We start from the raw sequence: 20,107 nt of genomic DNA, 5'->3' as shown, positions 1-20,107 counted from the left end.
AGGCACTTTCAGCGCCCCGCTGACCGTTCATCCGCCACAGCCGGGTCGTCGTCATATTCTGTTGCTTCGGCTTGCAAATCCGCGCCGCCGATTTCCGGGCCGCCTGCCCTTCCCTCATCCGCAGACACCGGGCCCATACGGTAAAGCTTGCCGATCAGATTGACAGGCAACCCGCTGACGTCGGTCATCCATTGCAGAACCTGCTCCGGCACCGGATTGCCCTGCATTGCCCGGTGCAAATCAGGCATCGCCACGAGCATGCCGGGGTGGCACTGACGCAGAAAACGCTCAAGCGCCGCGCCATTCTCGACGAAAGGTGAATAGAGCAGGCACACCAGTTGAGCCTCGCTCAGGCCGAGGTTTTTTTGAGCCTCGGCCGCTGCCAGTACGCGCTGCTCGGCCAAGGTTGCCGGATTGCCAAACGCCTCTACCGCTTGCTCGCACAACCGTTCCGCCAGTTGTTTGCGCCGCATCATCACCAATGCCCGTTGCAGGTATTCGGCGACACCCGTCTCGTAGCTGCGGTCGTGCACGAAGCACGACTGCAAACCCCGCAGGTGAGCAGAGATAGAGAGGCTGACGTATTCGTTGTCGCTGAGCTGAGCCGCCAGCTCGTCAGGTCGAAAACCGAGAAACTCTGTGAGCAGTGGCCAACGCTCTTCCAGGTTGCTGACCAGCATGTCGTGAATGTCGATGTAAGTGGCGCGACGACAGGCCTCAAATCGTTCGGCCGGACGCCATGCAGCCTGGTCATGCTCATTATAAAAAGCACGGTAGCAGTCGCTGCCCAGCTCATCGAGCAGCGCGAATAGCTCCTCGTAGCCGGTTTCGTGGTAATTCGAGGTCTTGAGCTCGGCCCTGGCGGCAGCACGCTTCAATCCGTCGAGAAACTGCTTCTGCTGACGAGGTGAGTCGCTACTGATCAATGCATCGACGCCGTTGTCCCAACGAGCGATTTGTCCATAGAACTCGCCAGTGGCCAGATACCCGTCGTCCCACAGGTCCAGCGGCCCGTTCCAGGCGCGACGATGGCCAACCATTAAAAGATTGAGCCGATTCGACTCACGGCCGGCGTCGGAAATGGGTGTCAGGTGGTTGAACGGCAGGACTTCCCGGTTATCGACCATCAGCACTTCGACCCGAGGATCGTCGTAGAGGAACAACGCACTGTAGCTGCGATGGATGTTTTCCAGGGCCGTCGAGCTTGTGCCGTTCAAGCGCAAGGAAGCCACTCGCAACTGAAACGTCGCAGGCGCCCGGCCGGCGATACTCAGTTGTGCGGCGCGCAGCAGCGCCAGGGTGTAGCAACTGTCGCGGTTACCGGACTGAATCGCCAATACCTTGTAATCGCCAATACGCTCCATGCCCCCGGCGGCAACCACCAGGCGCTGAATCATCAGCTGCAATGCCGTGCGTTCGGCGCGCGAGAAGAAACTCAGCAATCGCTGCAGCACTTGCTGATAGACATAGTTCATCGCTTGGTCATGGATATTGGTCATCTTTATTTACCTGATGCTTGTAAGTTCGATATCGCGTCAACAAAGACATGCGTGCGCAATGGCTTGCTTGCCACGATTGAAGTGCTGGACGTTATTGCCAAATGCTAGCACTTAAGTTATTGGTAATTATTTGAAACGTTTGGACGTCGCCCCTCCTCCGACCAGAGGCTGCCTGCCGCGAAGCCTTGTAAAGCCGGCCTCTTGCGGCTGCACGCGACATCCTAGGAAATGTCCGACAGCGTCCCACAGACATGTAGCACAAGAAATAAAGAAAGAAGTCGCCCCTGTTTTTTTGGCAACTGCGCACCGACGAACTATTGGTCGGATATGTATTAACAGTGTGTATTGAAAAGTATCAACCTGATACCCAGCCATGACTCATTCCTTGAGATGAAAGTAATCATTCAATTATCAAGGCTTATATGATGATTAGAAGATACAGATTGAGAGCAAAAACCAGTTCAGTTGCTGAACTGACCCATTGATGGGTCAATGGGACGTCTCATTTTGGCGGGTGCTGAAAACAGAAGAGTCCGTGGGGGCACGGACTCTTGCAGGAGGTTTTACGCAGGTTTGACCTGAAGGGCGACCCGTTCGCGGCATGGGCATTCGTCCATGTAGCGGTGTGCTTCGACAAACTCGGTAAACGGGAAGACCCGAGTCTTGAGTGGCAGCAGCACGCGGTCGGCGGTCAGCTGGTTGATCTCGCGCAAGGCACGTTGCAGTGCGACCTGGTCCTGGATGATGCCCAGTTCCGGCTTGCCGGTGAAGTTGCCGATGCAGTGCACAAAGAACTGGATGTTCTTCTGGAACGCTGCGCAGGCCGGGAATGGCGTCTGGTTGCCACCTTGCAGGCCGTACAGCACCAGGCTGCCGCGAGGTGCAAGCACATCGCCAAGCAACGACATCTGTGGACCGCCGAGACCGTCGAACACAACGTCCACGCCACGGTTGTCGGTGATCTTGTTGATCTGCATCAGCAGATCCTGTTCTTCGGTGACGATGACTTTCTCGGCACCCAAGGACAGCAGATACTCACGCTCTTCTGCCGTCTTGGTCGCGGCAATCACTCGCACACCGAGCGCTTTGCCCAGTTGTACGAACGAAGGCCCGGCACAGTGACTGGCGTCGGTCACCAGGGCGAACTGCCCGGGTTTGACCCGTGCCAGATCGACATAAGCGAAGTAGGCGATCAACAGCGGCGTGTAATGCACGCTGGCCTCAATCGGGCTGAGCACGTCCGGGTAACGAGTCAGTGCCGTACGCGGCAGAACAATCTGCTCGCCATAGACCGGATAATCGTTGGGGCTTTCAGCCGGGAAGCTGGCAACCTTGTCGCCGACTGCCAGATCATCGACGCCCTCGCCAACCGCCGTCACGACGCCGGACATTTCATGGCCAAGGCCTGAAGGCAGACGAGCGTGGGACGAGGCCAGGTTCTGGCGCCAGAGAATGTCGTACCAGCTGATGCCAATCGCCTCGACGCGCACCTGCACTTCGCCCGGCGCAGGGAGAGCCGCCGCATGCTCTTCGCATTTGAGCACCTCGGCTGGACCAAACTTGTGAAAACGGATCGTGCGGGACATCGCAAACCTCGTCAAAGAAACCTCTAATGCCCTGAACTCTATCTGGGCTTTCTACCCAAGACTATCAGTGGCTATTAATAGTCGACATGCCTGTCATTGATTCCGCAGCGCCGGCGACATCGTCAAATGCCGTGAAAACCGAAGCAGCCCTTTTCAGGAAAACTGAATTACTCGGTGCAGAGTAGCAGCCTTTCCCCGTAATATTCATGCCGGCCATTGTTCTCATATGGCTGCTCTCGTCAAGCTTGATGACTCTGCCAGGACTCCAGATGAATCGTAATGACCTGCGTCGTGTCGACCTGAACCTGTTGATCGTTTTCGAAACGCTGATGCACGAACGCAGTGTGACCCGCGCTGCGGAGAAACTGTTCCTCGGCCAGCCGGCCATCAGTGCGGCGCTCTCGCGCCTGCGCGGGCTGTTCGATGATCCGTTGTTCGTGCGTACCGGCCGCAGCATGGAACCGTCCGCCCGGGCGGTGGAAATCTTCGCCCTGCTCTCGCCTGCACTGGATTCGATTTCCACCGCGGTCAGCCGTGCGGCGGAATTCGACCCGGCGACCAGCACCGCGGTGTTTCGCATCGGTTTGTCGGACGATGTCGAATTCGCCCTGCTGCCGATGCTGCTCAAGCGTCTGCGCGCCGAGTCACCGGGGATCGTGCTGGTGGTGCGTCGGGCCAACTACATCCTGATGCCGAACCTGCTGGCCTCGGGCGAAATATCCATCGGCGTCAGCTACACCGCCGACCTGCCGGCCAACGCCAAGCGCAAAGTACTGCGTCGCAGCATGCCGAAGCTGTTGCGGGCCGACACGGTGCCAGGGCCGTTGAGCCTGGATGATTTCTGCGCGCGGCCTCATGCGCTGGTGTCGTTCGCCGGTGACCTGAGCGGCTTTATAGATGAAGAACTGGAAAAGCTCGGACGCAAACGCCATGTGGTGCTCGCGGTGCCGCAGTTCAATGGACTCAGCACGCTCATCAGCGGGACCGATATCGTCGCGACCGTACCTGATTACACGGCTGAAGCATTGACGGCGGCCGGCGGTGTGCGGGCTGAAGAGCCACCGTTGCCGGTGCGCAGTTTTGAATTGCACATGGCCTGGCGTGGGTCGCAGGATAATGATCCGGGTGAGCGATGGTTAAGGTCGCGGATTCAGATGTTCTTTGGGGATCCGGATAGCCTCGCTTGACCCTGATTGTTGTATCGGCACTGATGGCCTCTTCGCGAGCAGGCTCGCTCCCACAGGGATTTGTGAACACCGCAAACCAATGTGGGAGCGAGCCTGCTCGCGAAGGCCGCAACCCGGTTTCAAGCCTGTCCTTTGCACTCCCTGCAACACTGAATTGTCATCAGCCCAATTGATAGCCTCCTAACAGGAGGCGCATGCTAGAGAGCTCGCTTCGAGCTTATATCATTCCGAATGATAGTTACCTTTGCTTCGTTCGATTCGTGCGATACAACCTCGCCGAGCATCATCCGTCCATTCTCAATACATTGGCGGATGCATCCATGGAACAATCACTCAAACATTTACGCTTCCCGTTGGCCCTGCTGGCCGTACTGGTGATGAGCGCCTGCGGCAAGACTCCGGACACGGCCGCCACTATGCCCGCAGCCAAGGTCAGCGTGGCCAAGGTGCTGGAACAACCGGTTAACGAGTGGGACGAATTCACCGGGCGCCTCGAAGCCCCGGAAACCGTAGAAATACGTCCACGGGTCTCTGGCCAGATCGATGAAGTGGCTTTCACTGAAGGCGCATTGGTCAAGAAAGGCGACTTGCTGTTCCAGATCGATCCGCGTCCATTCCAGGCAGAGGTCCGCCGCCTCGAAGCCCTGGTTGCCCAATCCCGCGCCAACGCCACCCGCAGCGAAAACGAATCCCAGCGCGGTGAGCGTCTGCGCACCAGCAATGCGATTTCCGCCGAGCTGGCCGATTCCCGCACCAGCGCGGCTCAAGAAGCCCGCGCCGCCGTCGGTGCCCTTCAGGCGCAACTGGACCTGGCCAAACTGAACCTGAGCTTCACCCGTGTCACTGCGCCGATCAGTGGTCGCGTCAGCCGTGCGGAAATCACCGCCGGCAACCTGGTGACCGCCGATACCACCGCGCTGACCAGTGTGGTATCCACTGACAAGGTCTACGCCTACTTCGACGCCGACGAGCGCGTGTTCCTCAAGTACACCGCGCTCGCTCGCCAAGGCAAACGCGGTGCAACCACCCCGGTTTACCTTGGCCTGTCCAATGAAGACGGCAACCCACACCAGGGCGTGATGAACTTCGTCGACAACCAGGTCAACCCGAAAACCGGCACCATCCGCGGTCGTGCTGTGTTCGACAACACCGACGGCACTTACACCCCGGGTCTGTATGCACGCCTGAAACTGGTCGGCAGCGGCACCTATTCCGCCGTGCTGATCAACGACGAAGCAGTCGGTACCGATTTGGGTAAAAAGTTCGTGCTGGTGATGGATGCCGACAACAAAACGGTTTACCGCTCGGTCGAGCTGGGTCCCAAGATCGAAGGTTTGCGCATCGTGCGCAGCGGCCTGAACAAGGACGACACCGTCATCGTCAAGGGGCTGCAACGGGTTCGCCCTGGTTCGCCGGTCACGCCTGAAGTGATCCCGATGGCCAGCGAGCAAACCCTCGCGGCACTCGCACAACAACGACAAGCGCTGGAAGCCAGCAACCTGCCCCAAGTCGCACCTGCCAAGGTCGCGCCGGGTTCGGTTGTGAAACTGGCTGCTGCGACTCCACGCGGTTAAGGGATCTCTACGATGAATTTTTCCCAATTCTTCATTTCACGGCCGATCTTCGCAGCGGTGCTCTCGCTGCTGATCCTGATCGCCGGCGCCATCTCGCTGTTCCAGTTGCCGATCAGCGAATACCCGGAAGTGGTTCCGCCGACTGTTGTGGTCCGCGCGAACTTCCCGGGTGCCAACCCAAAAGTCATTGGTGAAACCGTGGCGGCTCCACTGGAGCAAGCCATCACCGGCGTCGAGAACATGCTGTACATGTCCTCGCAGTCTACCGCTGACGGCAAAATCACCCTGACCATCACCTTTGCGCTGGGCACTGACCTGGACAACGCACAGGTACAGGTGCAGAACCGTGTGACCCGGACCGAGCCGAAACTTCCCGAGGAAGTGACGCGCATCGGTATCACCGTGGACAAGGCTTCGCCCGACCTGACGATGGTTGTGCACTTGACCTCGCCGGACAAACGCTACGACATGCTCTACCTGTCCAACTACGCCTTGCTCAACATCAAGGATGAGCTGGCGCGTCTGGGCGGTGTCGGTGACGTGCAGCTGTTCGGCATGGGCGATTACTCGCTGCGGGTCTGGCTCGATCCGAACAAGACCGCTTCGCGTAACCTGACCGCCACCGACGTCGTGACCGCGATTCGTGAACAGAACCGTCAGGTGGCTGCCGGTGCATTGGGTGCGCCGCCTGCGCCGAATGCCACGGCGTTCCAATTATCGGTCAACACGCAAGGCCGTCTGGTTTCTGAAGAAGAGTTCGAGAACATCATCATTCGCTCCGGCGACAATGGTGAAATCACGCGATTGAAAGATATCGCTCGGGTTGAACTGGGTTCCAGCCAGTACGCCCTGCGCTCCTTGCTGAACAACCAACCGGCGGTGGCAATCCCGATCTTCCAGCGCCCTGGCTCCAACGCGATCGAGATCTCCAACGAAGTTCGCTCGAAAATGGCCGAACTGAAGAAGAGCTTCCCGGAGGGCATGGACTTCAGCATCGTATATGACCCGACGATCTTCGTGCGTGGCTCCATCGAGGCGGTGGTTCACACCCTCTTCGAAGCGCTGATCCTCGTTGTTCTGGTGGTGATCCTGTTCCTGCAAACCTGGCGCGCCTCGATCATTCCTTTGGTAGCGGTGCCGGTCTCGCTGATCGGTACGTTTGCCGTGATGCACCTGTTCGGCTTCTCGCTGAACGCTCTGTCACTGTTCGGCCTGGTATTGGCCATCGGTATCGTGGTGGACGACGCCATCGTGGTGGTGGAGAACGTCGAACGAAACATCGGACTGGGGCTCACACCGGTCGAAGCCACCAAACGGGCCATGCGTGAAGTGACCGGCCCGATCATCGCGACGGCGCTGGTGCTGTGTGCGGTGTTTATCCCGGCGGCCTTCATCTCCGGGTTGACCGGGCAGTTCTACAAACAATTCGCCCTGACCATTGCGATCTCGACCGTGATCTCGGCGTTCAACTCGCTGACGCTGTCGCCCGCCCTGGCTGCGGTATTGCTCAAAAGCCATGACGCACCGAAGGACCGTTTTTCCAAGGTCCTCGACAAGATCTTTGGTGGCTGGCTGTTCCGTCCGTTCAACCGTTTCTTTGACAAGGCCAGCCACGGTTATGTCGGCACTGTAGGTCGGGTTATCCGCAGCAGCGGTATCGCCCTGCTGTTGTACGCAGGCCTGATGGTGCTGACCTTCTTCGGTTTCGCCAACACCCCGACCGGTTTCGTACCCGGCCAGGACAAGCAATACCTGGTGGCCTTCGCGCAACTGCCGGATGCCTCGAGCCTGGACCGTACCGAAGACGTGATCAAACGCATGTCCGACCTGGCCCTGAAACAGCCTGGCGTGGAAAGTGCGGTGGCCTTCCCTGGCCTGTCGATCAACGGGTTCACCAACAGCCCTAACGCCGGCATCGTGTTCGTCACCCTGAAACCTTTCGACGAACGCAAAGACCCGAGCATGTCTGCCGGTGCGATTGCCGGTGCGTTGAACGGCAAGTTCGCCGGGATTCAGGAAGCCTACATGGCGATCTTCCCGCCGCCGCCTGTACAAGGCCTGGGCACCATCGGTGGTTTCCGCCTGCAGATCGAAGACCGGGGCAACCTGGGCTATGACGAGCTGTACAAAGAGACCATGAACATCATCACCAAGAGCCACAACGTGCCGGAACTGGCGGCCCTGTTCACCAGCTACACCGTGAACGTGCCGCAGGTCGATGCGGCTATCGACCGGGAAAAAGCCAAGACCCACGGCGTGGCTGTCAGCGACATCTTCGACACCCTGCAGATCTACCTGGGTTCGCTGTATGCCAACGACTTCAACCGCTTCGGTCGTACCTATCAGGTCAACGTTCAGGCTGAACAGCAGTTCCGTCTCGAACCGGACCAGATTGGCCAGCTGAAAGTGCGTAACAACAAAGGCGAGATGATCCCGCTGGCGACCTTCATCAAGGTCAGCGACACCTCGGGCCCGGACCGCGTGATGCACTACAACGGCTTCATCACCGCTGAAATCAACGGTGCGGCAGCCCCAGGTTACAGCTCCGGCCAGGCTCAGGCGGCGATCGAGAAACTGCTTAAGGATGAACTTCCGAACGGCATGACCTACGAATGGACCGACCTGACCTACCAGCAGATCCTTTCTGGTAACACCGCGTTGTTCGTGTTCCCGCTCTGCGTACTGCTGGCGTTCCTGGTGCTCGCGGCTCAATACGAAAGCTGGAGCCTGCCACTGGCGGTGATCCTGATCGTACCGATGACTTTGCTGTCGGCCATTACCGGGGTGATTGCCTCCGGCGGCGACAACAACATCTTCACCCAGATAGGCTTGATCGTACTGGTGGGACTTGCCTGTAAGAACGCGATCCTGATCGTCGAGTTTGCCAAGGACAAACAGCAGGAAGGTCTCGGCCCTCTGGCTGCGGTGCTGGAAGCTTGCCGTCTGCGTCTGCGGCCGATCCTGATGACCTCCTTCGCGTTCATCATGGGTGTTGTGCCTCTGGTGTTCTCCAGCGGTGCCGGTGCCGAGATGCGTCACGCCATGGGTGTGGCGGTGTTCTCCGGGATGCTCGGGGTCACCTTCTTCGGTCTGTTGCTGACGCCGGTGTTCTACGTATTGATTCGTAACTTTGTGGAGCGCGGTGAAAAGCGCAAAGCGGCCAAGGCCCTGAAACTGGAGTCGCAACAATGAGCGTGAAAGCCTTCCTGCCGAGCTTGCTGGTACTGGCTCTGAGTGCCTGTGCCGTCGGCCCGGACTACAAGACTCCAGCCACTGAGCCGGCCAACATCACCACCGCCACCGATGGCAGCGCCGGTCAGAAGAACTTCGACCGCTCGCGTTTCGAAGGCATCTGGTGGCAGCAGTTCGAAGATCCGACCCTCAACCAGTTGGTGACTCAATCGCTGCAAGGCAACCGTGATTTGCGCGTGGCCTTTGCCCGCTGGAAAGCGGCCCGGGCAATTCGCGATGACGTCAGCAATGACGCCATGCCGACCATCACCAGCCGCGCCAGCAGTGACCTGGCCAAGGGTCAGATCCCGGGCCAGACCACCAAACGGGTTAACAGCGAACGCTACGACCTGGGTCTGGACATGGCGTGGGAGATCGACCTGTTTGGGCGTATCCAGCGCAACCTGGAATCCGCCGACGCCGAACAGCAAGCGCTCGAAGCTGATCTGTACCAACTGCAAGTCTCGATGATTGCCGAACTGGTGGATGCCTACGGCCAACTGCGCGGCGCGCAGCTGCGTGAAAAGATCGCCTTGGCCAACCTGAATAACCAACAGGAATCGAGCAAGATTACCGTCAGCCTGCGTGATGCCGGCGTCGGCGACCAACTCGATGTGGTCCGCGCCGATGCACGTTTGGCGTCCGTCGAAGCCAGCGTGCCTCAATTGCAGGCTGAACAGGTTCGTCAGAAAAACCGGATCGCCACCCTGTTGGGTGAGCGGCCGGACAAGCTGACCGTCGACCTGAGTCCCAAGGACTTGCCGGCGATCGCCAAGGCTCTGCCGATCGGTGATCCGGGTGAACTGCTGCAACGTCGCCCGGACATTCTCAGCGCCGAGCGCAAACTGGCTTCCGCCACTGCCCGTATCGGCGTGGCCAAGGCTGATTTGTTCCCTCGGGTCAGCCTCAGCGGTTTCCTTGGTTTCACCGCCGGACGCGGTTCGCAGATCGGCTCCTCGGCGGCCAACGCCTGGGCACTGGGACCAAGCATCACGTGGGCAGCCTTCGACCTTGGCAGCGTGCGCGCTCGTTTACGGGGCGCCGATGCGGATGCCGAAGGTGCCCTGGCGACCTACGAGCAGCAAGTACTGTTGGCGTTGGAAGAATCGGAAAACGCCTTTAGCGACTACGGCAAACGCCAGCAACGCCTGATCTCGCTGATTCGTCAGAGCGAATCCAGCCGAGCGGCCGCCGACCTGGCTCAAATTCGCTACCGCGAAGGCACTGCGGACTTCCTCGTCCTGCTCGACGCTCAGCGTGAGCGCCTGGCGGCGGAAGACACCCAGGCCCAGGCCGAAGTCGATCTGTATCGCGGCATTGTCGCGATTTACAAAGCCCTCGGCGGTGGCTGGCAACCAGAAACGGTCGCCAGCAAGTAATGTCTTAACGAGCTCCTTTGGTTGGCCGCAACCAACCAATTACTTAGCCCTGTGCCTCATTCGGTCGCGGGGCTTTTTTTTGCCTTTTCAGAAGGCAGTGTGGAGCCCTGTGGGAGCGAGCCTGCTCGCGAATACGGCCTGACATTCAGCATTGATGTCGACTGACGCACCGCTTTCGCGAGCAGGCTCGCTCCCACAAAGGGTTAACGGTGTTCTTGAGTCTCGCGGTTTTCCATGATGGTTACGGTGGCAGTGGTCCCGGCACGCAGTCGGTTTTTGGCCGCGTACTCGGCGTCGATCTGTATCCGCACCGGCACCCGCTGCGCCAGTTTGACCCAGGTGTAACTGGGGTTGATGTTGGCCAGCAGGCGTCCGCCCGGCAGGTTCTCCCGGTCGGCAATGGCGAAGGCAATGCTTTGCACAGTACCGCCGAAGGTTTCGCCACTCATCAATTCGATCCTGACCCGGTCGCCCTCCTCGATTCGCGGCAGCTTGGTTTCTTCAAAGTAACCGCTGACATAAAACGAGTCGCTGTCCACCAGCGCCAACAGCGCACCACCGGCCGCGGCATAGTCACCCTGACGGGTCAGCAGGTTGGTGACGTAACCCGTCACGGGCGCTTCGACCCGGGTGCGCTGCAAATCAAGTTCAGCCTGGGTCAACGCTGCGATGGCCAGTTGCACGTTGGCCTGGGCCAAACCGAGGTTGGCCTGGTTGCGCAGCAACTCGGCCTGCGCCACCGCCACTTCTGTGCTGGATTTTTCCCATTCTTCACCAGAAATGGCGAACCGCTGCTTGAGCGTGCGCCGTCGACGCTCTTCGCTCTGACGCTGGCGGAGCAGCGCTTCACTGGCGACAATCGTTGCCTCGGACTGACCAAGGGTGGCTTTCGCCACTTCCACCGAGCGTTTGGCATGCTCAACAGCCAGGACGTAGCGCGCCGGGTCGATCTCCAGCAGCAACTGGCCTTTCTCCACATGCTGGTTGTCCTGGACGCCCAGGCTGACGATGCGCCCCGAGACATCGGCGGACAAGGTCACCACATCGGCACGCACCCGTGCATCCCGGGTCCAGGGGGCGCGGGTGTAATGTTCCCAGGCAAACCATCCGAGAACAAAGGCCAGCAACACCACCGCCACCGTCGCAAGTCGGGCAAGGATCTTCTTCAACGCATCAAGCTCCCATCACCAGAATCAGCGTTGCGCAAACGCAGGCGTACAGCGCGCCTTCGAACAAGGCTTCATGCCAGACGAACTGCAGCACGCCAATGCGGCGCAAGATCCAGTCCAGCAGCAGGTAAATCGGCAGGGCCAGCAGTAACGCCTGGGCAATCGGCGGCAAGTAGACACCACCCAATTCAAAATCAATGGGCAAGGGTCGGCACTCCTTCCGTTTCTGCGGGTTGAAAATGTTTGCGATGTCGCTCCAGAAACGACACCACGATCAACAACGCCACGCGCATCCTGAATACCGACCACAGGTGTTCATGAACGTCTAAATGCAAGTCGTCCATTTCATCGCCCAAGACACGCAAGTTTCCGAGCAACTGCTCAAGGTCAATCCCGGGCCGTCCGGCGATCAATCGTCCTGTCTCACGGACAGCAGCCAGCAAACGGTTTTGCTGTTCAGTACTGAGCAAAGTGTTGCTTTGCCCCTGTTGCCTGAGTTGGTTCAAGGCCACACCCAGTGCCATGCACCCAAGGCTGACTTCGAACAGCTCGCTGGATTGCTTGTCGTTGGTAGCCGGCAATAATCCCAACATCATGGTCAGGCGATCGACCATGCGGCTTTCAAACGCAAACTGCTGCTCATCGGTGGCCGGTGTCTTCAGTAAAGCGTAGACCTGCTCACAGTTTTCATTGAACAGCCGGCGTATTCGCAAAACGGGCCTGAACGGGAAGATCAAGGCGTAGACACTGAGCGCCAGCGCGGCTGCGCAGATATAGGAAGCGGCAAACTCGAACCACTGAATGGCACTGTTTTGGCCGATTTCTGTGTTTTGCGGGCCCAACAACAGCATTGTCGTGAGTCCAAGACCAATGCCTGTGCCCGTGGTTGGCGGACTGGACAACCCCACCGCGACGGCATACAGCAATGGGGTTAACAACACGGCGAGTAACTCGAAGTCACTGATCATCGGTATCAGCAGGAACAGATACAGCGCCGATACCACCAAGGCCAGCCCCAGCCCCCTGGCAAAGCTTTGGCTGGCCAGCAACGGCCGTGGAAACGTCGCCATCAGCGAACAGAGAATTCCCGCCACGATCATCCCGCCCCGCGCCCCGTCCCAACCGGTCTCGATCCAGATCAGGCCGGCCACCAGCAACGCGGCAAATGCGCGGATCGCGTTCATTGCCGCCAGGGTGAAGTCCAGATGCAAGGGGTTGTCCTGGCCGCGAAACATGCTACTGGCCGCACGCCCATCCTGGATCGCGTCGCTCAGTTCGAGAATCCGGCTGAGCTGCTCCAGCATCCGTGCCTGCTCCCAGCGCAGTGCCCAGGCCAGTGAGCGCAGCGTGGCTGGCATCGTCTCGGTGAGTTGTTCAGCCTTGTAGGCCTGGTCATCGAAACGCTGTTGAAGTGCCGAGAAACGCTGCCGGGCCTTGGTCGACAATGAGCGCCCCTGCTGGGCCAGCTCATCGAGAAAGACCAGTTCTTCGGCGCGCAAACGCTGTATCTCCTGCGGCAACGCGCCTTTCCAGCGCTCGGAAAGCAGCTCCCGCTGGTGACGCAAAGCCGTCAGCCGCGACGTCAACAACACCAGCTGATTACCCAGTAACTGCACCAGCCCATTGGCGCTGCGCAAACGTGGGGCATCGTAATACAGATGCCGACGGACACCCTCCAGAGCGCTGATTGCGCCAAGCAGCTGCATTTGCCGCCGTTGGAAATCGGCCTCGCTTTCTTCAGTGCGGATCACGGCCGCAGCGTGGGTCGCAAGCAGCTTGATGACCTGATCGATCTTGGCGAAGTAATCCCGGGCTACTGCTTCCGGCCGCGCGGTGAGCAGGCTGACCACGCACACGCAAGCAACCGCCAATAGCGTCTCGGTCACACGAGTGACGGCCAGCAGGAACGTGCCGTCTTGATCGGGTATTGCCAGCAGTGCCACCACCACCGCCGTGTAGCCACTCAACACGAACGCCTGAGAACTGGTGTAGCGCAACAAGGTGCCGCCGGCGGTACACAGCGCCAGCCACAAGGCCAGGGTGAGGATGAATGGCAGGGGCGCCTGGGGAAAGATCGCCATGATCAACACCGCCACGACCGCCCCGAGCGTGGTGCCGATGACCTGGCCGAAACTTCGGGCCAGGGCCATGCCGCCCAATGGCTGGCTGACGATGACCACCGCCATGATCGACCACTTGGGTTGCTCAAGGTCGAACAGGAAGGCCAGATACAACGTCAGCAGCCCGGCCGCGATGGTCCGCAGGGCGAACAACGCCACTCCGGGCCCGGGGTTGAGTATCGCTTTGAAGTACTGAAGCAGCGGTTGCATGGGAACGCTCATCGAGTCATCTCCAGCAAGCGTAGTCACTGCTACGGCGCCTCGACGGGTTTCAATGTCGACGCAACCTGTAGGCAAAATCATTGATAGGCCAGACTGCCTTGAATCGACTGACTAACGCATTGAACTGAGTCTGGGTTTGACTCACAGCCCTGCCTGACCGAAGCTGGCACCTTTGCAACAGCTTGCCAGCTCCCGGATTCCTGCATGCCCCAGTCCCGCCGCTACCTGCTCATCAGCCTCTGCGTCCTGTTTGCCATCGGCCTTGCCTGGTTTTTCCTGCGCAGCACAACCCCCGCAGTGCCGGAGGCGATCAAACGTGGCTACACCGAGGCGCTGAACCAGGCGCGCGCAGGCCAACCGGGCGCAGCACGGGTCCTCTACCAGCAATTGGGCCGCCCTGATATATCGGCCAAACGCCGTGTCTGGTTGCATGCCGAACTGCCCAACTACCCCAGCTCCGTGGCCCTGAAACTGGCGGATGCGGACTTGCAGCATGAGTCGCCAGACGTGCGCATTGCAGCGATCAAAAGCATCAGCGGTCTGGTGCCCAGCGGTCAGCGCAGTCTGCTGCTGGGCCCGCTGCTCGATGACAGCGAACAGCGCGTGCGCTATGCCGCCGTGAACGCCTTGCTGGGGCTATCGCCGGACGATCTCGGTTTGTACTTCGGGCCGCTGGAGCAAGCCATTGATGCCTGGGAACAGGACCTGAAGAGTCAGCCGGAAAGCGCCGACAACCAATATCAACTGGCTCGGCTGCATCTGCACAACGCAGAATTGAAACAGGCGCAACAGGCACTGGAGAACACCTTGCGTCTTGCGCCCGGCAACCTGCCGGCGCTAGTGATGCAAATCGAAGTGCTGGATCGACAGGGCCAAAACGATGCTGCCCGGCAACTGTTGGCCAAGCAGTTAAAAGCTCAGCCCGACTCGGCCTACCTGCAACATGCCTTGGGGCTCTGGCTGCTGCATCACGGGCAAAGTGAATTCGCCCTGCTCGGCCTTTCAAAAGCCGTGGAGCTGGAGCCGGACAACAAGGATTACCGCTACGACCTGGCCACCACGCTTCACGCTGAACAGGAGCTGGAAGCGGCGCAGAAACAGTTGCAGGAGATCGTCCAGCGCCACCCGGCCGACCGCAAGGCCCGGGTATTGTTGATCAACTACTGGAAAGAAAGCGGACAGCTGCAGAACGTGCAGATTCTGTTGGCGCAACTTGAACAACTCAATCCCGACGACCCTGCCTTGCAGCAAGGGCTTTAACAACTGCAAAAATTTCGTTGAACTCGTCGTCTCGGCCAAGGGTCAAGAGAACAGGCAGTCCATTCAGGCACTTACGGCCTGCTGCCTCGTTTCCCCTAGTCATGAGAGGGCATTTTTTGTCTACATCAAACGAGTCGATCAGTGCAAAAGCCGCCACCGGCATCGAAGGTCTGGACGACATCCTGGCCGGTGGACTGTCCCGCGGCCATGTGTTTTTACTGGAGGGTGAACCCGGAACCGGCAAAACCACCGTCGCTTTGCATTTTCTGTTGGCCGGCGCCCGAGCCGGCGAGCGCTCGTTGTACATCACGTTGTCGGAAACCGAGCGGGAGCTGCGACAGGGTGCATTGTCCCACGGTTGGGAGCTCGATGAGAACATCCATATCTTCGAGCTGACGCCCCCGGAAAGCCTGCTCAATGCCGAGTATCAGCAGAGCTTGTTGTATTCCTCGGACCTTGAACTGGGCGAAGCCACCAAGCAGATTTTCGAAGTGGTCGAACGGGTCAAGCCAACCCGCGTGGTGCTCGACAGTCTGTCCGAGATCCGTCTGCTGGCCCAAAGCTCGCTGCGCTACCGTCGCCAGATCCTCGCGATCAAACACTACTTCGTGCGCTATGACGCCACGGTGGTGTTGCTGGACGACCTGACCACCGAATCCCTCGATAAAACCGTACACAGTCTGGCCCACGGCGTCATTCGCCTTGAGGAACTGACACCCAATTATGGCGCCGAGCGTCGGCGGATCCGTGTGGTGAAGTACCGTGGCCACAAGTACCGTGGCGGGTTTCACGACTTCACCATCATGGGCGACGGCGTGCATGTGTTTCCGCGTCTGGTGGCCGCCGAGCACCGCGGTCGCTATATCCGTCAGCAGTTATCCAGCGGCATCAAGGCAATGGACGCTCTGCTCGGCGGCGGTATCGAGACCGGTTCCAGCACATTGATCCTCGGCCCGGCCGGTACTGGCAAATCGCTGATCTCGATGATCTTCGCCGCTGCCTCCGTGGCCCGTGGCGAAAAAGCTGCGCTGTTCATTTTCGATGAAGAGCTCGGGTTGCTGTTCGAGCGCATGAAGAACATCGGCATCGACCTCCAGGCGCTGCAAGACACCGGCAACCTGCTGATCGAGCAAGTGGACGCGGCCGAGTTGTCCCCCGGAGAGTTTTCCTACCGGGTTCGTCGCTGTGTCGATGAGGGCAATATCAAGACCGTGGTGATCGACAGCATCAACGGCTATCAAGCGGCGATGCCTGAAGAAAACGCCTTGGTATTTCACATGCACGAGTTGCTGCTGTACCTCAATCGCCAGGGCGCCGCGACCTTCATGACCGTCGCCCAGCACGGACTGGTCGGTGACATGCAAGCCCCCGTCGACATCACCTATCTGGCCGATACGGTCATCCTGCTGCGCTACTTCGAGGCATTGGGCAAGGTTCGCCGGGCGATCTCGATCATCAAGAAACGCACGGGTAGCCATGAATCGACTATTCGTGAATACCGCATCAACGCTCAGGGCATGACCATTGGGGAACCGCTGGATGCATTTCAGGGTGTATTGCGCGGTGTCCCGACCTATCTGGGTGCCAGCAAACCTTTGCTTGAGGAACAAACCCCGTGACTGCCCAGGAAGCGATGTCCGAGCGCGCGATCATTCTCGCGCCGCTGGGTCGCGACAGCCAGATTGCGCTGATGATGCTCAACGAAGCGGGTTACGACGGGGTGATTACTCGGGACCTGGTGGCGTTGTGCAGGGAGCTGGAGCAAGGGGCAGGATTGCTGCTGATCTCTTCCGAGGCCTTGTTGGGCGGTGATCTTGAACCGCTGCTCGGTCTGATCGAGCAACAACCGGCCTGGTCGGACCTTCCGATTGTATTGATGACCTACCATGGCGGCCCGGAACAAAACCCGGCGTCGCGCTACGGGCCACAGCTGGGGAACGTGACCTTTCTTGAGCGTCCTTTTCACCCGGTCACGTTGATCAGCCTGGTGACCACCGCGTTGCGCGGACGTCGACGACAGTACGAAGCCAGGGACCGGCTGATCGATCTGAGTCAAAGCGAACTGCGGTTGCAAAACACCCTCGAAACCCTCGAACAGCAGGTCGAGGAACGCACCGCCCAGCTGCGACACAATGAAGAAGCCCTGCGCCAATCGCAGAAGATGGAAGCGGTCGGCCAGCTCACCGGCGGTATTGCCCACGACTTCAACAACATGCTGACCGGCATCATCGGCAGCCTGGAGCTGCTGCGCCGACGTCTGGCCCGTGGGCGCACCGACGATCTGGACAGTCTGATCGACCTGGGCGTGACCTCAGCCAACCGCGCCGCAGGCCTGACCCACCGCCTGCTGGCGTTTTCCCGGCGTCAATCTCTGGACTCCAAACCCGTGGAGATGAACACCCTGGTGGTCTCCATGGGCGAATTGCTTCAGCGCAGCATCAACGAAACCATTCAGCTGGACATGCAACTGAACGAGCAACTCTGGGTGGCCGAAGCCGATCCCAACCAATTGGAAAGCGCCCTGCTCAATCTGGTAATCAATGCGCGGGATGCTATGCCCGATGGCGGCAAACTGGTGGTGAAAACCAGCAATCAGCATCTGGACATTGGCTTCACCGAGGCTCAGAGCAACCTTCAACCGGGTGATTACGTGGTGCTGAGTGTCACCGACACTGGGTGTGGCATGCCGCAAAGCACCATCAACCGGGCCTTTGATCCTTTCTTTACCACCAAGCCAATCGGCCAGGGCACAGGCCTTGGACTGTCGATGATTTATGGTTTCAGCAAACAATCACGCGGCCACGTCGCCATTCACAGTGAAGTAGGTGAAGGCACCACGGTGAGTCTGTTTCTGCCACGTTTCGACGGTGACTTGCCTCAGGACAGCCCGGTGGACGTCCAGCACGCGCCGTTCGCACAGAATGGCGAAACGGTGCTGATCGTCGAGGACGATCCGGCGGTACGGGTGTTGGTCAGTACGGTGTTGAGTGATCTGGGCTATGCCTTCGTCGAGGCGGCCGATGCCGACGGCGCTGTGCCGATTCTCGATTCCGGGCAGCGTATCGATCTGTTGATCAGCGACGTTGGATTGCCCGGCATGAATGGCCGGCAACTGGCGGAAATCGGCCGGCAATACCGGCCTGATCTGAAGGTGTTGTTCATCACCGGCTACGCCGAACACGCGGCGGTGCGCGGCGGCTTCCTTGATCCTGGCATGCAGATGATCACCAAGCCGTTCACCTTTGATCTGCTGACGGCGAAGGTGCGGGAGATGATCCGGCAGTAATCAGCACAAGCCCTGCTTCATTGCGCGTCACCACACAACAGCCAAGACTAGGCCTCGTTTTGAAGCCTGTCACCTGTCAACTCTGACAGCTATTCCCGGTATTTTTTTCCGGGTTCAATCCCCCCTGAAGTACGCAGCGTACCTGCTCGAAGGCGACTCTGCGCTCGCCTGCCACGGGCAGGTCAATACTCAAGGGATGAACCCTCATGAAGAAGATAATCGCACTTGTACTGACGGTTGCCCTCGCGGGCTGCCAGGTCCACGAACAACAAGAACCAGCACCGCCAGTCGAACGGGCCCCCATGGGAACCCTGGAATCGGGTTCCGGCGCAGAAACGTATTCATCCGCAGCAACGGCCGGTGCAGCGATCGCAGCCAACCTGACCAGTCGTTACAACGACATTCGCCAGGATTGCGGTAAACCCTCGATGCCTGCCTTTCTCTGTCGGGGCGTAATCTTGAGGTCAACAGTGCCGTCGAACGCTTACAAGAGCTGGAACCCCAGCCCACACTCGCAAAGTAGTGGCGGAATATCTTTTTCGTATTTGAGTAAAGACGCCAAATTCACCGGGTTGGTGTTTGGGCAAAAGAACGGTTTTATCTTTTATCCAGTCTTGGCCAGGCCGACCGGTACGCGGCAGATTGAAGTGCTTTGCGCCTACCCCCTCGATGGAGCGACCACATTGAGAGAGAAACCCGGTTGTGGGGCTCATCCCTATTCACCCGACCGCAGCCGTCGCTGCCAGACCATCGGTGTGACGACCGCCGAACAATGGATCGCCAATCGCAGGGCAAACGCCTGGAACCTTTGCAGCTTCGATGTTCGCGACTCGATGAACAATCTGGGCGCAGATTCGTTCTACCAGACTATTCGAGCCCACCAACTGGAAAACTTCTTTGCTGGCGCACATGACTACATAGAATTGGTCATGGCCACCTGGCCGCAAAACATTCCCCAAGAGCTGCCCATCGAGGCGTTCTTCTATCTCGACGGGGGATTGGCGGGTGCGCAACACGATCAGACAGACTTCTACAACACGACCGGCGGGGGCGTGAAGCCGATCATAAAAATCATTTTGCCGACCCAGGCGTCGGCCAACCCGCAGTTTATCTATAACGATGCGGATCAGGTGAAGCGCTAGCACAAGCGCGGTGACCCAATGCGCGTCGGCTCACGCCAACGCGCAGCTTCAGGAAAGCATTTCCTGCATAAGCTCTTGCAGTACATCCAGATCAAACGGCTTGGCCAGAATCGGTGCTTTACGGGTGATCGGGCTGTCCGTCTCGCGAATTTCCTGCGGATAACCGCTGATGAAAATGACCTTGAGCTCCGGTCGCAGCTTCACGGCAGGTTCGGCAATCTGCACGCCAGAGATTCCGCCCGGCAGGCGGAAATCGGTGATCATCATGTCCAGGTGCGGTTTGCTCGACAGAATTTCGAAGGCCTGCTCGCCGTTTTCGGCCTGCAATACCCGGTAGCCCTCACCCGACAGATAGGCCGACAGCACCATCAAAATCGAGGGGTCATCTTCGACGATCAATACGACGTCTTGTGCATCTTCACTCATGGGAAGCCTTTGTTCGGTCAATAGCT

14 protein-coding genes are annotated in these 20,107 nt (G+C 59.1%); 8 read left to right on the top strand and 6 right to left on the bottom strand.

The window, feature by feature from the left end:
* Positions 1-8: 8 nt before the first annotated feature.
* Positions 9-1,499: a hypothetical protein gene (locus tag ACYZTW_RS15895; RefSeq protein WP_462005677.1), complete on the bottom strand. Its 1,491-nt coding sequence runs from the start codon at positions 1,497-1,499 to the stop codon at positions 9-11.
* 563 nt (positions 1,500-2,062) lie between these two features.
* Positions 2,063-3,085, bottom strand: coding sequence for a zinc-dependent alcohol dehydrogenase family protein (locus tag ACYZTW_RS15890; RefSeq protein WP_462005676.1), 1,023 nt, complete (start codon positions 3,083-3,085; stop codon positions 2,063-2,065).
* 269 nt (positions 3,086-3,354) lie between these two features.
* On the opposite strand from ACYZTW_RS15890, the gene ACYZTW_RS15885 reads away from it, so the two are divergent.
* From ACYZTW_RS15885 to ACYZTW_RS15870, 4 genes are all read left to right on the top strand, one after another.
* A complete protein-coding gene (locus ACYZTW_RS15885) occupies positions 3,355-4,272 on the top strand; it encodes a LysR family transcriptional regulator (RefSeq protein ID WP_223431054.1) in 918 nt (305 codons plus the stop codon).
* A 320-nt stretch (positions 4,273-4,592) separates the two neighbouring features.
* Positions 4,593-5,846, top strand: coding sequence for a multidrug efflux RND transporter periplasmic adaptor subunit MexE (gene mexE / locus ACYZTW_RS15880; protein ID WP_462005675.1), 1,254 nt, complete (start codon positions 4,593-4,595; stop codon positions 5,844-5,846).
* A 12-nt stretch (positions 5,847-5,858) separates the two neighbouring features.
* The gene (locus ACYZTW_RS15875; RefSeq protein ID WP_462005674.1) at positions 5,859-9,038 is read left to right on the top strand and encodes an efflux RND transporter permease subunit; all 3,180 of its coding nucleotides are present in this window, start codon (positions 5,859-5,861) and stop codon (positions 9,036-9,038) included.
* On the top strand, positions 9,035-10,456 hold the full coding sequence (locus ACYZTW_RS15870) for an efflux transporter outer membrane subunit (RefSeq protein ID WP_462005673.1): 1,422 nt from the start codon (positions 9,035-9,037) through the stop codon (positions 10,454-10,456). The genes ACYZTW_RS15875 and ACYZTW_RS15870 overlap by 4 nt, the downstream gene beginning before the upstream one ends.
* A 203-nt stretch (positions 10,457-10,659) precedes the next feature.
* Here ACYZTW_RS15870 and ACYZTW_RS15865 read toward each other — a convergent pair whose 3' ends face one another.
* Genes ACYZTW_RS15865 through ACYZTW_RS15855 form a run of 3 tightly spaced genes read right to left on the bottom strand, consistent with a single transcriptional unit; the run spans position 10,660 to position 13,967 of the window.
* A complete protein-coding gene (locus ACYZTW_RS15865; protein ID WP_462005672.1) occupies positions 10,660-11,625 on the bottom strand; it encodes an HlyD family efflux transporter periplasmic adaptor subunit in 966 nt (321 codons plus the stop codon).
* A gap of 4 nt (positions 11,626-11,629) precedes the next feature.
* Positions 11,630-11,830: a DUF1656 domain-containing protein gene (locus ACYZTW_RS15860; RefSeq protein ID WP_462005671.1), complete on the bottom strand. Its 201-nt coding sequence runs from the start codon at positions 11,828-11,830 to the stop codon at positions 11,630-11,632.
* Complete coding sequence (locus ACYZTW_RS15855) at positions 11,820-13,967, bottom strand: FUSC family protein (protein ID WP_462005670.1); 2,148 nt, start codon at positions 13,965-13,967, stop codon at positions 11,820-11,822. Before ACYZTW_RS15855 ends, ACYZTW_RS15860 begins: the two co-directional genes overlap by 11 nt.
* A gap of 204 nt (positions 13,968-14,171) precedes the next feature.
* Between ACYZTW_RS15855 and ACYZTW_RS15850 the strand changes: the two genes are divergently transcribed.
* The 4 genes from ACYZTW_RS15850 (at position 14,172) to ACYZTW_RS15835 (ending at position 19,655) form a co-directional block, all read left to right on the top strand.
* Entirely contained in the window at positions 14,172-15,227 is a 1,056-nt protein-coding gene (locus ACYZTW_RS15850; protein ID WP_462005669.1) for a tetratricopeptide repeat protein, read from the top strand.
* A gap of 116 nt (positions 15,228-15,343) precedes the next feature.
* Complete coding sequence (locus tag ACYZTW_RS15845; protein ID WP_462005668.1) at positions 15,344-16,846, top strand: ATPase domain-containing protein; 1,503 nt, start codon at positions 15,344-15,346, stop codon at positions 16,844-16,846.
* On the top strand, positions 16,843-18,513 hold the full coding sequence (locus tag ACYZTW_RS15840) for an ATP-binding protein (protein ID WP_462005667.1): 1,671 nt from the start codon (positions 16,843-16,845) through the stop codon (positions 18,511-18,513). Before ACYZTW_RS15845 ends, ACYZTW_RS15840 begins: the two co-directional genes overlap by 4 nt.
* Positions 18,514-18,719: 206 nt before the next feature.
* Positions 18,720-19,655: a halovibrin HvnA gene (locus ACYZTW_RS15835; RefSeq protein WP_462005666.1), complete on the top strand. Its 936-nt coding sequence runs from the start codon at positions 18,720-18,722 to the stop codon at positions 19,653-19,655.
* Positions 19,656-19,703: 48 nt separating this feature from the next.
* On the opposite strand, the gene ACYZTW_RS15830 is transcribed toward ACYZTW_RS15835, so the two are convergent.
* Positions 19,704-20,081 carry a response regulator gene (locus ACYZTW_RS15830; protein ID WP_008146959.1) on the bottom strand — a complete coding sequence of 126 codons (378 nt, stop codon included), beginning with the start codon at positions 20,079-20,081 and terminating at the stop codon, positions 19,704-19,706.
* Between the last annotated feature and the right edge of the window lie 26 nt (positions 20,082-20,107).

Source organism: Pseudomonas sp. LB3P25, from assembly GCF_054897985.1.
The sequence above is the reverse complement of the archived record's forward strand: the minus strand, read 5'-3'. Positions and strand labels throughout refer to the sequence as shown.